The sequence below is a fragment of the Cupriavidus sp. 09_S30 genome (assembly GCF_056930435.1).
In genome coordinates, this window is record NZ_JBXOWI010000001.1 from 2,865,432 (window position 1) to 2,879,627 (window position 14,196).

Below are 14,196 nucleotides of genomic sequence, written 5' to 3' on the forward strand. Positions count from 1 at the left end.
TATTTTATCGGCAAAGAATTGCCGGGCATAGCCCGGCAACCGCAAAAACCTTGACCTATTGTGCCGCAGGATGCCCTGCAGCGCAGCATTTCCGAAGTTTTTTTCGACTTACCACGCGGTAATCACCGAGTCCTTGTAGGTCGCCTGGATGTATTGCTTCACTTCCGGCGAGTGGTAGGCCTTCAGCAGCTTGGCCACCCAGGGCTTGTTCTTGTCTGCCTCGCGCACGGCGATGAGGTTGGCGTAGGGGCCTTTCGGGCCTTCCATGGCGATGGCGTCCTTGGTCGGCGACAGGCCGGCCGATTCCGCGTAGTTGCCGTTGATCGCAGCGGCGTCGAGGTCGTCGAGCGAGCGCGGCAGCTGGGCGGCATCGAGTTCGACGATCTTCAGCTTGCGCGGATTCTCAGCGATATCCAGCGGCGTCGCCTTCAGGCCGGCATCGGCGCGCAGCTTGATCAGGCCCTTGCTCTGCAGCAGCAGCAGGCCGCGGCCGCCGTTGGTGGGATCATTGGGCACGCCCACGCGCGCGCCGGCCTTGAGCTGGTCGAGCGACTTGACCTTCTTCGAATAGATGCCCATCGGGAAGGTGACGGTGAAGCCGGCATTGGCGAACTTGTAGCCGCGGTCCTTCATCTGCGCTTCCAGGTAGGGCAGGTGCTGGTAGCTGTTGGCGTCGAGGTCGCCGGCGGCCAGCGCGGCGTTCGGCTGGATGTAGTCGCTGAATTCGACCACCTGGATATTGAGGCCATCGCGCGCGGCCACCTTCTTCACCTGCTCCATGATCTGGGCGTGCGGCCCGCCGGTGACGCCGATCTTGATCGGCTTGTCCTGCGCGCCGGCAGCGCCGGCCAGGCCCATGCCCAGCATGAGGGCGGCGGCGCCCAGGATACCTTGCAGCACGTTGCGACGTTGCATCTCCTACTCCCCTGCCTTGCTTGTTTCGTTCTGTTTGATTTCGATTGAGGTGGACCACGCCGGGCGGCGCGCCCCCCCCCCGTGGCTACTTGTGGCTGATGCGGCGGACCATCCAGTCGCCGAAGCTCTGCACGGCCTGCACGAACACGATCAGGATCACCACCACCGCCACCATCACCTCGGTGATGTAGCGCTGGTAGCCATAGCGGATGCCGAGGTCGCCCAGGCCGCCGCCGCCGATCGCGCCCGCCATGGCCGAATAGCCGACCAGGCTGACGAAGGTGATGGTCAGGCCCGCCACGATGCCGGGCATGGCCTCGGGCAGCAGCACCTTCCAGACGATCTGCCCGGTCGTGGCGCCCATCGACTGGGCGGCCTCCACCAGGCCCTTGTCGACTTCGCGCAATGCCGTTTCGACCAGGCGCGCGACGAAGGGGATGGCCGCGATGGTGAGCGGCACGACCGCCGCGGTGGTGCCGATCGACGAACCGACGATGAAGCGCGTGAACGGGATCACCACCACCAGCAGGATGATGAACGGGATCGAGCGCACCGCATTGACGATCACGCCGATGCCGCGGTTGAACAGCGGGTGCGACAGCACGCCGCCGTTATCGGTCAGGTGCAGCAGCACGCCCAGCGGCACGCCGAACAGCGCGCCGACCACGCCCGAGATGCTGACCATCAGCAGCGTCTCGTTGAACGAGGTCAGAAACAGGTCAAACATCTCAGACCACATGCTCGATCTCCTCCACCACCACGCCCTGCTCCTGCAGGAATGCCATTGCTGCCTTCACGTCGGCCAGGTCGCCGGTGGCCATGATGGCCAGCGAACCGAAAGCCTGGCCTTGGATCTCGTCGATATGGCCGTGCAGGATGTTGAAGTCGAGGCCGTGGCGGCGGATGGCCTGGGCCAGCACCGGCTGGTCCACGTTCTCGCCGGTGAAAGCCAGGCGGTAGACATGGTCGCGGCCATTGCCGAGCCGGCTCTCGACGCGCTTGAGCACGCTATGCGGCAGCTCCTGCGCGATCACGTCGCCGATCATCGCGCGCGTGACCTCATGCTGTGGGCGCAGGAACACGTCGATCACGCGCCCTTCCTCCACCACGCGGCCCGCGTCGAGCACCGCGACCCGGTCGCAGACCTGCTTGATCACCTCCATCTGGTGCGTGATCATCACGATGGTCAGGCCGAGGTCGCTATTGATCTTGCGCAGCAGCTCCAGGATGGAGCGCGTGGTCTCGGGGTCCAGCGCCGAGGTGGCCTCGTCGGACAGCAAGACCTTGGGCTTGCTCGCCAGCGCGCGCGCGATGCCCACGCGCTGCTTCTGGCCGCCGCTGATGTGCGCGGGATAGCGGTCCTTGAGCTTGTCCAGCCCGACCAGTTCCAGCAGCGGCAGCACCACCGCGGCGATCTGCTGCTTGCTCTGGCCGGCCAGTTCCAGCGGCAGCGCGACGTTGTCGTACACGGTGCGCGAAGAGAGCAGGTTGAAGTGCTGGAAGATCATGCCGATCTCGCGGCGCGCCAGCCGCAGGGCGCCGTTGTCCAGCCCGGTCAGGTCCTGTCCCGCCACGATGACTCTGCCGCTGGTGGGACGATTGAGCAGGTTGATGGCACGCACCAGGGTGCTCTTGCCGGCGCCGCTGCGGCCGATGATGCCGAAAACCTCGCCTGCCGCGATGGACAGGTTGACATCCCGCAATGCGTGCACATCCCCCGATGTACCGGGAAACCGCTGCGAGAGACCTTGCAGTTCGATCATGTGAAAAGGCGAAAAGAAAACGGCAACAGGCGAGAAAGTCTCCAGCGCTGTTGCCGTACGTTGTTTTTCTGCGAAGTGGCTATTTTAAGCGATCCGCTTCATACCAGAAACGAATTTTTTCCGATGGTCTTATGCCTATTGCGCATAAGGACCACATTAAAGATACTTAAGAGACACTTTTATAAGCGCCGATCGCGCCTCAGCCGCGCCAGGCCGGCGGGCGCTTGTCGAGAAAGGCCTGCACCCCTTCCAGCGCAGACTCATCCATCATATTGCAGGCCATGGTCTGGCCGGCCAGCTGGTAGGCCGCCTCGATGCCCATCTCCAGCTGCCGATAGAACAGCCCCTTGCCGGCGGCAACGGCCGCCGCGGGCTTGGCGCAAATACTGGCGGCCAGCCGCGCCACCTCCTCGTCCAGCGCGTCCGGCGGCACCACGCGGTTGACCAGCCCGCGCTCGCGCGCTGCCTGCGCGCTGATCATGTCGCCGGTCAGCAGCATCTCCATGGCCTGCTTGCGGCCCAGGTTGCGCGACAGGGCCACACCGGGCGTCGAGCAGAACAGGCCCAGGTTGACGCCGGACACGGCGAAACGCGCATCGTCGGCCGCCACCGCGAGGTCGCACATCGCCACTAGTTGGCACCCGGCCGCGGTGGCGATGCCTTGCACTCTTGCGATGACGGGCTGCGGCATCTTCTGGATCGCCATCATCGCCCGCGTGCAGCGGTCGAACAGGCGCCGGTAGTAGTCGTGCGAGGGTTGCGCGCGCATCTCGCGCAGGTCGTGCCCAGCGCAGAAGGCACGCCCGGCCCCGGCCAGCACCACCACGCGCACGGCGGGGTCGGCGGCAATGCGCCCGAGCGCCGCGGCCAGCGCGTCCAGCAAGCCCTCCGACAGCGCGTTGAACGCCTCGGGGCGGTTCAGCGTGAGGCGCAGCACCCCGGGTGCGTCCAGCGATTCCTGCAGCAGCGGGGAAGCCACCCTGTTTTCCGATTCAGCCATGATCCTGTCTCCGATGATCCTGCAGCGCCCTAGCCTTCCATCAGCACCTTCAGGTGCGCGGCCACGCTGCGCGCCAGCGCGCTCAGGTTATAGCCGCCTTCCAGGCAGCTGACGATGCGGCCCTGCGCATGGCGACGCGCCACCTCGAGCAGGCGCTCGGTGATCCAGGCGTAATCCTGCTCGACCAGGCCCATCTGTCCCATGTCGTCCTCCCGGTGGGCATCGAAGCCGGCCGAGATAAACAGCATCTGTGGCTTGAAATCGTCCAGGCGCGGCAGCCAGATGGTCTCCACCACTTCCCGCACCGCCATGCCATTCGAATAGGCTGGCAGCGGGATATTCGACATGTTCGGCACGATGTGCTCGGTGCCGCTGTACGGATAGAACGGGTGCTGGAAGATGCTGCACATCAGCACGCGCGGCTCGCCGCGGAACGCGGCCTCGGTGCCGTTGCCATGGTGCACGTCGAAGTCGACGATGGCGACCCGCTCGAGCCCGTGGGCTTCGAGCGCGTGCCGCGCGGCGATCGCCACGTTGTTGTAGAAGCAGAAGCCCATGGCACGGTCGGGCTCCGCATGATGGCCCGGCGGCCGCACGCAGCAGAAGGCGTTCTCCAGCTCGCCGGCGATCACCGCATCAGTGGCGGCCACCGCGGCGCCGGCCGCATGCGCGGCGGCATCGAGCGTGTGGGCGTTCATCAGCGTATCCGGGTCGATCGGATGGTAGCCACTGGCCGGGCTGGCCGCGGCCAGCGACGCCACGTACTCGGGCCGGTGCACGCGCCCGATCTGTTCGGCGCTGGCGGGCGGCGCCTCGCGCCGGTCCAGCAGGCCGTCGAGCCCGTGCGAGATCAGGTGGTCTTCGATCGCCTGCAGCCGCTCCGGGCATTCGGGGTGGAAGTGCCCCATCTCGTGCAGCAGGAAGGACGGATGGGTGTAGTAGCCGGTCGGCATGCTCTTATTTGGGCCCTTGGCAGGGCGAATTAGTCTCCATTCGCTACGTTAGCACAGTCGACAGCCCCCACCCAATGGGCGAGGCGGACACGTCGCATCCGCTATACTCATGCGCACTTGCAAAGGACACTATGACCGATTCACAGCGTTCCCTGCGCCGCCCGTTGCTGGGCGCCGCGATCGCCGCTGCGGCCCTTGGCCTGTGCGGCGTGTCCCCCGTGTCGATGGCCGCCGGCAAGCGCCGCGTGAGCCTGCGCGAGGAGGAAATCGAGCCCGGACGCTACCGCGACAACGCACAGGCGCGCGCCTTCATCGACGAGATGGCCGCCCGCCACGGCTTCGACCCCAACCAGCTGGCCGACTGGTTCGGCCAGACTGCCTACTCCGCCACGGTGGCTCGCCTGATCATGCCGCCGGCCACGCCGGGACGCAAAAGCTGGCGCGCCTACCGCTCCCGCTTCATCGAGCCGATCCGCATCAATGCCGGCGTGCGTTTCTGGCAGGACAACCGGGACACCCTGCGCCGCGCCGAAGCCGAGTTCGGCGTGCCGGCTTCCGTGATCGTCGGCATCATCGGCGTGGAGACCATCTACGGCCGCGACATGGGCACCTTCCGCGTGATGGACTCGCTCTCCACGCTGGCCTTCGACTATCCCGACACGCCCAACCGCGAGACGCGCAGCGCGATGTTCCGCAGCCAGCTCGCGGACTTCCTGCTGTGGTGCCGCGATACCCGCACCGACGTCTTCTCGGTGCTGGGCTCCTACGCCGGCGCCATCGGCATCCCGCAGTTCATGCCCACCAGCCTGCGCGAGTACGCCATCGACTACGACGGCGACGGCCGCATCGACCTGCGCAACAGCCCGAGCGATGCCATCGGCAGCGTGGGCCGCTTCCTGCAGCTGCACGGCTGGGAGCCGGGCCGCCCGGTGGTATGGCGCATCGCCGACGATGACGGCAGCCGGGGCGTGGCCGCCGCCGCGGCCGATGGCGAACCCTGGCCCACGCGCACGCTGAACCAGCTTCTGAAGGCGGGATTGCGCGTGGACGAGCCCATCGACGTGGCGCGCGAGGGCGAGACCGGCGTGCTGATCGTCGACCTGCCCACACCGGACCAGCCCACCGACTACCGCATCGGACTGCGCAATTTCTATGTGCTGACGCGCTACAACCGCAGCTTCTTCTATGCGCTGGCGGTGTATGAGCTGGGAGAGGCGGTCAAGGCGGCGATGGGCTGAGAAAAACCCGCCAAAGCCGAGCAAACCCGCCGAAGCCGAGCGCCAAGGACGAGGTCTTGGCTCCCTCTCCCCTCATGGGGAGAGGGTTGGGGTGAGGGGTGGTCTAGCAAGGCGCCACGCACAGGCAAAGCCGTCGGTGTTGTCCAGCACGCGATGGCGAAGCCGCCGGTGTGGTCCAGCACGTCGCCGTTTGCAAGCGCCCGCCCTCTCCCCCGGCCCCTCTCCCGCAAGCGGGAGAGGGGAGCAAACCGAGGGCGTAAGAAAGTTCAGCGCCCCGCCCCGCACGAGCGGAGCAAGTCAAACCTCAGGCCGGAAATACGCCCGTCGACAGGTAGCGGTCGCCGCGATCGCACACCACGAACACGATGGTGGCGTTCTCCACTTCCTCGGCAATGCGCAGGGCCACGCACAGCGCGCCCGCGGCGGAGATGCCGCAGAAGATGCCTTCCTCGCGTGCCATCCGGCGCGCCATGTGCTCGGCGTCGCTCTGGCTGACCGGCTCGGTGCGGTCGATGTGCTTCGGATCGTAGATCTTGGGCAGGTAGGCTTCCGGCCATTTGCGGATGCCCGGAATGCGCGAGCCTTCCGCCGGTTGCGCGCCCACGATCTGGATCTCCGGATTCTGCTCCTTCAGGTAGCGCGACACGCCGGTGATGGTACCGGTGGTGCCCATGGCGGAGACGAAATGCGTGATGCGGCCCTCGGTGTCGCGCCAGATCTCAGGTCCGGTGGTCTCGTAGTGCGCCTGCGGGTTGTCCGGGTTCGCAAACTGGTCGAGGATCACGCCCTTGCCTTCGCGCTGCATCGACTCGGCCAGGTCGCGCGCATACTCCATGCCGCCCTTGACCGGCGTGAGCAGGATCTCCGCGCCATAGGCCGCCATGCTCTGGCGGCGCTCCAGGCTCAGGTCCTCGGGCATGATCAGCACCATCTTGTAGCCGCGGATCGCTGCCGCCATGGCCAGCGCGATGCCGGTGTTGCCCGAGGTGGCCTCGATCAGCGTATCGCCCGGCTTGATGCTGCCGCGCGCCTCGGCGCGGGCGATCATCGAGACCGCCGGCCGATCCTTGACCGAGCCGGCCGGATTGTTGCCCTCGAGCTTGCCGAGAATCACGTTGCCGCGTTCGGCGTTGCCCGCCCCGGGAATGCGCTGCAGTCGCACCAGCGGCGTGTTGCCGATGGTGTCTTCAATCGTCTTGTAGGCCATGGTGCTGGATCATCAATGTCGGCGGACATTGTAATGCAGCCGCCTTGCCCTTGCCGGCGGCGGGGAAATGCGCCGCCGGCGCTGCCCGCGGCCGGACTCAGCCGCGCTCGCGGCCGTTGCCCAGCACGTGGTAGAGCAGGATGGCGCCGAAGGTCGCGGTGCCGATGCCGCCTAGAGTCATGCCGCCCAGCTTCAGGGTCAGGTCGCCGGCGGCCACCGTCAGCGTGGCGCCCACGGTGATCAGGTTGCGCGAGCTGGAGAAGTCGACGTGGTTCTGCACCCAGATGCGCCCCGCGGTGGCCGAGATAAGGCCGAACACCACGATGGTCAGGCCGCCGATCACCGGGCCGGGGATGGTCAGGATCAGCGCACCGAACTTGGGCGAGAAGCCGAGCAGGATGGCGACCGCGGCCGCCACCACGAAGATCAGCGTCGAATAGATGCGGGTCACGGCCATCACGCCCATGTTCTCGGCATAGGTGGTCACACCGGTACCACCGCCGCTGGCCGAGATCATGGTGGCAATGCCATCGCCGATGAAGGCGCGGCCGATATACGGGTCCAGGTTGCGGCCGGTCATCACGCCGATGGCCTTGATATGCCCGAGGTTCTCCGCCACCAGCACGATGGCCACCGGTGCTATCAGCAGCATGGCATGCGCGTCGAACACCGGCGCGGTGAACACCGGCAGGCCGAACCAGGCCGCGCTGGCCACGCCGGAGAAGTCGATGGGCTTGCCCAGGCCCATCACATTGGTGGCCAGCCAGTACAGCAGGTAGCCGGCCAGGCCGCCGAGCAGCACCGGCAGCCGGCCCAGCATGCCCGGCATGCGCACCGCCACCATGCCCACGGCCAGCACCGTCAGCAGGCCGATCCAGGTATCGAGCGAGGCGCCGCTGACCGCCTTGACCGCGACCGGCGCCAGGTTCAGGCCGATCGCCGCGACGATGGCGCCGGTCACCACCGGCGGCATCAGCCGCTCGACCCACTGATAGCCGACGGCCTGCACCACGAGGCCGATCACCGTGTACAAGGCGCCGGCGGCGATGATGCCGCCCAGCGCGAGCGGGATGTTGACATTGGGGCCGCTGCCGCCGTAGCCGGTGGCGGCGATCACCACGGCGATGAAGGCGAAGCTCGAACCCAGGTAGCTGGGCACCCGGCCGCGCACGCAGAGGAAGAAGATCAGCGTGCCGATGCCCGAGAAGAGAATGGCGATATTGGGCGGGAAACCCATCAGGATCGGCGCGATCGCGGTCGAGCCAAACATGGCCACCACGTGCTGGATGCCCGCCAGCAGCGTCTGCCCGGCCGGCAGCCGTTCATCCGGGGCAATCACGCCCTCGGTCTTCAGCGTCCACTTCGGCAAGAAGCCCGCCCCGCCGATCTCAACTTGGTTCTGCATGTATTGTTCTCCCGATTTCTCTCTCGCGGCCGGCCATGGCCTGGGCGCCCGGCCGGCTCGTGGTCATTTCCGCCGGCGAATCCGACTGGGCCGGACTGCGGCGCATTGCGACGCACAGCTTCGGCTACCCGTCCCGAAACAGGCACTGCCTGCCGCGGCGTCCGCATGATACTCCGCGCAAGGGGGGCAAACGAAGCGGAGAATGGCACAAGCACGAGCCATACCAAGGCCAGCACGGCCGGGCTGCCACTGCGTGCAACGACAAAGAAAAAGCCCCGGACGGACCGGGGCTCGCTATCACTGCATCGGGAGGCGGCGCCTGGCGCCGCCCGCTTAGCGCGCCCTATCAGCGCGCCCTATCAGCGCGCCGGCTTGACGGCCACCTTGGCACTGGCCTTGGGATCGGGCTTGGCGTCCTTCTTTGCCGCGGCGGGCGCAGGCCTGGCGCCGAAGGTGAGCCCCTGCTCCTGCATCCGTATCACGGACTTCGGACCCACGCCCTTGACGCGCAGGGCCAGGTCGTCGGCGTCCTTGTACGGGCCGTTCTTGGCGCGCTCATCGAGGATGGTGCTGGCCGTGGCCGGGCCGATCCCCTTGATGGTGCGCAGCGCGGCCTCGTCCGCGCTGTTGACGTCGACCGCCTGCGCGGCGCCCGAGAGGGAAAATGCCAGGGCGGCCAGCGCCGCCAGCAATGATCGCTTGCTCATGGAAGGCTCTCCTATCCGGTTGGGTGGGACCGCACCGCGATGCGGCGGGTCCTGGGCAGGATAAGAGCGGGCGCAGGGGCGAGCGTCGATCGTCAACACAAGTTGACAACATCCGCACGAAGTTGTGTCCGAGGTGGACGGCCTGGACGGCCGCTGCCTGCGATCTCAGCCCCGCTGCAGCAGCCAGCGGCAGTAGCGGGCCACGCCTTCCTGCACGGTCAGGAACGGCGCATCGTAGCCGGCCGCGCGCAGGCGCGACATGTCGGACTGCGTGAAGCACTGATACTTGCCGCGCAGCGCATCGGGGAACTTGACGTACTCGAGCAGGCCCTCCTGCGTCATCTCGTCCAGCGACAGCGCCGGCTTGCCCTCCGCCTCGCGCAGGGTGTTGACCACGGTGGTCGCGATGTCGTTGAAGGGCTGGGCGCGGCCGGTGCCGAGATTGAAGATGCCGGACTTGTCCGGATGCTCGAGGAAGAACAGGTTGACCTTGACCACATCCTCGACCGAGATGAAGTCGCGGCTGTGGCCGCCCGGCGCGTAGCCACCGTATTCGCCGAACAGCTTGACGATGCCGTCGGCACGGAACTGGTTGAAGTTGTGGAAGGCCACGGACGCCATGCGGCCCTTGTGGTCCTCGCGCGGGCCGTAGACGTTGAAGTAGCGGAAGCCGACGATCTGCGACAGCGCGCTCGGCATCGTGCGGCGCACCACCTGGTCGAACAGGAACTTCGAATAGCCGTAGACGTTGAGCGGCTTCTCGTAGGCCCGCTCCTCCTTGAACGTCTGCGAGGCGCCGTAGGTGGCGGCCGAGGAGGCATAGAGGAACTGCGCGCCCAGGTCCAGGCAGCTGCGCAGCAGCGCCTGGGTGTAGCGGAAGTTGTTCTCCATCATGTAGCGCCCGTCGCTCTCCATGGTGTCGGAGCAGGCGCCCTCATGGAAGATCGCGCGGACCTTGCCGAACTCGCCGCGCTCCAGGCGGGCGAGGAAGTCGCCCTTGTCCAGGTAGTCGCGGATCTCGCAGTCGACGAGGTTGTGGAACTTGTCGGCGCGGGTCAGGTTGTCCACGGCGATGATGTCGTCTTCGCCCCGGTCATTCAGGCCCTTGACGAGGTTGCTGCCGATGAAGCCGGCGGCGCCGGTCACGATGATGGTCATGGTCGATCCAACAAGTCCAACAGGTTCAACAGGTCCAACAAATCCGACTGGTCCGACTAGTTCAACTAGTCCAGCCAGTCCACGAATCCAACAATGGCTGCGCAGCGCGCAGCCTCGGTGAAACGGTCTGCCGCCCCACGCTCAGACGCCTCTCAGGCGCCCGCGCCGAACAGCTCGGCGTAGCTGACCACCGCCGTGCCCAGCTTGCCCACCACGATGCCGCCCGCGCGATTGGCCACTTGCACGGCCTCCTTCAACGGCACGCCGGCGCCGAGCATTGCGGCCAGCGTGGCGATCACCGTATCGCCCGCGCCGGACACATCGTAGACCTCGCGCGCCTGCGCCGACACATGCAGGACTTCGGTCTCGGTATAGAGCGTCATGCCCTCTTCCGAGCGTGTCAGCAGCAGCGCGTCGAGCTGCAGGTCGCGGCGCAGGTTCTGGGCGCGGATGGTCAGGTCCGCCTCGGTCTTCCAGGCACCCACCACATGGCGCATCTCGGCGCGGTTCGGCGTGATCAGCGTGGCGCCCCGATAGCGCGAGTAGTCGTCGCCCTTGGGGTCGACCAGCACCGCGCGGCCCGCCGCGCGGCCGGCCTCGACCATGCGGCCGACATGCGCCAGGCCACCCTTGCCGTAGTCCGACAGCACCAGCACCTCGTGCTCGGCTAGCAGCGCCTGGAAGCGGTCCTGCACCGAGCGCAGCACTTCATGGGTGGGCGGCTTCTCGAAATCCACGCGCAGCAACTGCTGCTGCTGCGCCACCACGCGCAGCTTGATGGTGGTGTTGACGGCAGAGTCCCGATGCAGGTACGGCGTGACCTCGCAGGCTTCCAGCAGTGCCTCCAGGGTACGGCCCGGCTCGTCGTCGCCGACCACACCGAGCATGCCTACGTGGGCGCCCAGCGCGGCCGCATTGCGCGCCACGTTGGCGGCCCCGCCCAGGCGCTCGTCGCTGCGCTTGATCTGCACCACCGGCACCGGCGCCTCCGGCGAGATGCGCTCGACGTCGCCGAACCAGTAGCGGTCCAGCATCATGTCGCCCACCACCAGGATGCGGGCCTGGCGGATCTGTTCCTGCGGAATAACACTCTTGTTCATGGACATCCCTTGGCAGCGCCGCCCGGTCCGTCAGCCGAGCGGCTGGCTAGCTTACCCGTTTGCCCACTGGGCTACTGCGCGACCTGCCCGGCCGTGGTCGACGGCCGCCCGATCGCGTGGTACTCGATGCCCGCTTCCTGCATCGCCTCGGGTTCATAGAGGTTGCGCCCGTCGAAGATCACCGGCGCCTTCAGGCGCTGGCGGATCTGCGCGAAATCCGGGCTGCGGAACACTTTCCATTCGGTCATGATGATCAGAGCGTCGGCGCCTTCCAGCGCCGGCATCTGCTGCTCGCAGAACTGCACGCGCGCGAAAGCGCCTTCGATGTCGGCCAGGTCCATCTCCATCACGCGGCGCGCCTCTTCCATCGCCACCGGGTCGTGCACGCGCAGCGTGGCGCCGCGCGAGACCAGTTCGCGCACCAGCACTCTCGACGGCGCCTCGCGCATGTCATCGGTGTTGGGCTTGAAGGCCAGGCCCCAAAGCGCGAAGGTGCGGCCCGTCAGGTCGGCGCCGAAGCGGCTCACCACCTTGTGGCCGAGCACCGCCTTCTGGGCATCGTTGACCGCCTCGACCGCCTCCAGCACGCGCAAGGGCTTGCCGTGCGCGGCGGCGGTGCGCATCAGCGCCTGCACATCCTTGGGGAAGCATGAACCGCCGTAGCCGGCACCGGCGTACAGGAAGCTGTAGCCGATGCGCGGATCGGAGCCGATGCCCAGGCGCACCAGTTCGATATCCGCCCCGACCTCGTCGGCCAGGTTGGCCAGCTCGTTCATGAAGGAGATACGGGTGGCCAGCATGGAGTTGGCCGCGTACTTGGTGAACTCCGCCGAACGCACGTCCATGTAGAAGGTGCGCTCGTGGTTGCGGTTGAAGGGCGCGTAGAGCTGGCGCATGATGGCCTTGGCATGGCGGCCCGCGACGTTGTCGTCGCAGCCCAGCACGATGCGGTCGGGACGCATGAAGTCCTCGACGGCTGCGCCTTCCTTCAGGAATTCCGGGTTCGACACCACCGAGAACTGCAGGTCTTCGAGGCCGCGTGCGGCCAGTTCCTCGCGAATGACCTCGGCCACGCGGTCACCGGTGCCTACCGGCACGGTGGACTTGTCGACCACCACCTTGAAGCCGGTCATATGGCGGCCGATATTGCGCGCGGCGGCCAGCACGTACTTCAGGTCGGCCGAGCCGTCCTCGTCGGGCGGCGTGCCGACAGCGATGAACTGCACGTCGCTATGCTCGACGCTGGCGGCCGCATCGGTGGAGAAGGTCAGGCGGCCGGCGGCGCGGTTGCGCTCGATCAGCTCCTTGAGTCCGGGTTCGTAGATGGGCACGCCGCCCGCGTTGAGCAGCGCGATCTTTTTCTCGTCGACGTCCAGGCAGAAGACGTCGTTGCCCAGCTCGGCCAGGCAGGCACCGGTCACGAGGCCGACATAGCCGCTGCCGATGATGGTGACTTTCATTGTTCGTACTCCAGATTCGGGTGCGCGTGCGCGTGGGGGTGGCCGGCGTCAGCCGAGCGATTCCGTGCGACGCGGCGCATAGGTTTCCCAGCGGGCGCAGCCGGGGCAATGCCAATAGAATAGCCGGGCGCGGAATCCGCACTCGCGGCAGGTGTAGCGTGCCAGGTTACGCGTGCGCATCTGCAACAGCTTGCTGATCGCGCCCGCCTCCTGCGCCTGTTCGGTGGCCGCAGTCGCCGCGGTGGCCGCAGTCGCCGCGCCGTCGGCCGCTGGCGCCGCCGCATCGGCGGGCGCCTCCTGCTTGCCCAGCTCGGCCTGTGCTTCGAAATAGCGGGCCAGCGCCTGCAGCGACGGTTGCCGGCGCAACTGGTCACGCATCAGCGCGACCGCCGCCGCCGGCCCGTTGGCTTCCAGCTCGGCACGGTAGGCTGTGTCGAGCAACTCGGCCGCGAGGTTGCCCTTGAGCAGGCCATGCAGCCATTCGAGCGCGCGTCCCCGCTCGCCGAGCTGTTCATAGGCCTTGACCACGCGGTCGGCCACCAGCGGCACGAAGGCGGCGTCCTGCCGCTCGATGCCCAGCCAGTGCTCGAGCGCCGCGGCAGGGTCGCCGGCGGCCGCGGCCACATCGCCGAGCAGAATCGGCGCGCGCACGTTCTTCGGATTCTCCTTGAGCGCCTGGCGCAGCCACTGCACCGCCTGCTCGGGCTGCTTGCGCTGCAGCGCCTCCTGCCCCAGCTCGCAGCAGAACTGCGCGATCTGCACGCTGTAGTCCTTCTGCTCCGCGGCCTGCAGCTCCCGCGCCGCATCGATGGCCTTGCTCCATTCCTTCTCGACCTCATAGAGTTCGAGCAGCACGCGCTTGGCCGAGACCGCATAGGGCCCGGACATCAGCCGCCGCAGCGACTCTTCTGCCCGGTCCAGCAGGCCGGCGCGCAGGAAATCCTGGCCCAGTTCGTACAGGGCGTGCTCGCGCTCCGGTTCGGGAAGGTCCGGGCGGGTGGCCAGGTTCTGGTGCACGCGGATGGCGCGCTCAGTCTCACCGCGCCGGCGGAACAACGCGGCCAGGGCGAAGTGCAGTTCCGTGGTTTCCGGATCCAGCCGGGCCACTTCGACGAAGGCGTCGATGGCCTTGTCCGGCTGCTCGTTGAGCAGGAAATTCAGGCCCTTGAAATAGGAGCGCGGCAGCGCCCCCTGCTCGCTCATCAATTGGCGCACATCGAAGCGTGCAGCCATCCAGCCGAGGCCGAAGATGAGGGGCAGTCCCAGCAGCCACCAGGTTTCAAACATCAT

General features: G+C 67.2%; 13 protein-coding genes. 1 reads left to right on the top strand and 12 read right to left on the bottom strand.

Going from position 1 to position 14,196, the window contains the following annotated elements; all coding sequences use genetic code 11:
- Positions 1-108: 108 nt before the first annotated feature.
- The 5 genes from AC1Z3O_RS13570 to AC1Z3O_RS13590 form a co-directional block, all read right to left on the bottom strand.
- Positions 109-915 carry a MetQ/NlpA family ABC transporter substrate-binding protein gene (locus AC1Z3O_RS13570; RefSeq protein WP_483516235.1) on the bottom strand — a complete coding sequence of 269 codons (807 nt, stop codon included), beginning with the start codon at positions 913-915 and terminating at the stop codon, positions 109-111.
- Between the two features lie 85 nt (positions 916-1,000).
- The gene (locus tag AC1Z3O_RS13575) at positions 1,001-1,654 is read right to left on the bottom strand and encodes a methionine ABC transporter permease (RefSeq protein WP_483516236.1); all 654 of its coding nucleotides are present in this window, start codon (positions 1,652-1,654) and stop codon (positions 1,001-1,003) included.
- Positions 1,644-2,678 carry a methionine ABC transporter ATP-binding protein gene (locus tag AC1Z3O_RS13580; protein WP_483516237.1) on the bottom strand — a complete coding sequence of 345 codons (1,035 nt, stop codon included), beginning with the start codon at positions 2,676-2,678 and terminating at the stop codon, positions 1,644-1,646. Before AC1Z3O_RS13580 ends, AC1Z3O_RS13575 begins: the two co-directional genes overlap by 11 nt.
- A gap of 199 nt (positions 2,679-2,877) precedes the next feature.
- Positions 2,878-3,678 carry an enoyl-CoA hydratase gene (locus tag AC1Z3O_RS13585; RefSeq protein ID WP_483516238.1) on the bottom strand — a complete coding sequence of 267 codons (801 nt, stop codon included), beginning with the start codon at positions 3,676-3,678 and terminating at the stop codon, positions 2,878-2,880.
- 29 nt (positions 3,679-3,707) lie between these two features.
- Complete coding sequence (locus AC1Z3O_RS13590; protein WP_483516239.1) at positions 3,708-4,631, bottom strand: histone deacetylase family protein; 924 nt, start codon at positions 4,629-4,631, stop codon at positions 3,708-3,710.
- 131 nt (positions 4,632-4,762) lie between these two features.
- Here AC1Z3O_RS13590 and mltB point away from each other — a divergent pair, with 131 nt between their 5' ends.
- Complete coding sequence (mltB, locus tag AC1Z3O_RS13595; protein ID WP_483516240.1) at positions 4,763-5,869, top strand: lytic murein transglycosylase B; 1,107 nt, start codon at positions 4,763-4,765, stop codon at positions 5,867-5,869.
- A gap of 304 nt (positions 5,870-6,173) precedes the next feature.
- On the opposite strand, the gene cysM is transcribed toward mltB, so the two are convergent.
- The 7 genes from cysM to lapB form a co-directional block, all read right to left on the bottom strand.
- The gene (cysM, locus tag AC1Z3O_RS13600) at positions 6,174-7,076 is read right to left on the bottom strand and encodes a cysteine synthase CysM (protein WP_483516241.1); all 903 of its coding nucleotides are present in this window, start codon (positions 7,074-7,076) and stop codon (positions 6,174-6,176) included.
- Positions 7,077-7,173: 97 nt separating this feature from the next.
- On the bottom strand, positions 7,174-8,481 hold the full coding sequence (locus AC1Z3O_RS13605) for a solute carrier family 23 protein (protein WP_483516242.1): 1,308 nt from the start codon (positions 8,479-8,481) through the stop codon (positions 7,174-7,176).
- A gap of 359 nt (positions 8,482-8,840) precedes the next feature.
- Complete coding sequence (locus tag AC1Z3O_RS13610; RefSeq protein WP_483516243.1) at positions 8,841-9,188, bottom strand: ComEA family DNA-binding protein; 348 nt, start codon at positions 9,186-9,188, stop codon at positions 8,841-8,843.
- A gap of 165 nt (positions 9,189-9,353) precedes the next feature.
- Entirely contained in the window at positions 9,354-10,346 is a 993-nt protein-coding gene (gene rfaD, locus AC1Z3O_RS13615; RefSeq protein ID WP_483516244.1) for an ADP-glyceromanno-heptose 6-epimerase, read from the bottom strand.
- 152 nt (positions 10,347-10,498) lie between these two features.
- Positions 10,499-11,446 (bottom strand): D-glycero-beta-D-manno-heptose-7-phosphate kinase, encoded by a 948-nt coding sequence (gene rfaE1 / locus AC1Z3O_RS13620; RefSeq protein ID WP_483516245.1) that lies wholly within the window; start codon positions 11,444-11,446, stop codon positions 10,499-10,501.
- A gap of 71 nt (positions 11,447-11,517) precedes the next feature.
- On the bottom strand, positions 11,518-12,906 hold the full coding sequence (locus tag AC1Z3O_RS13625) for a UDP-glucose dehydrogenase family protein (RefSeq protein WP_483516246.1): 1,389 nt from the start codon (positions 12,904-12,906) through the stop codon (positions 11,518-11,520).
- A gap of 48 nt (positions 12,907-12,954) precedes the next feature.
- Positions 12,955-14,196 carry a lipopolysaccharide assembly protein LapB gene (gene lapB / locus AC1Z3O_RS13630; RefSeq protein WP_483516247.1) on the bottom strand — a complete coding sequence of 414 codons (1,242 nt, stop codon included), beginning with the start codon at positions 14,194-14,196 and terminating at the stop codon, positions 12,955-12,957.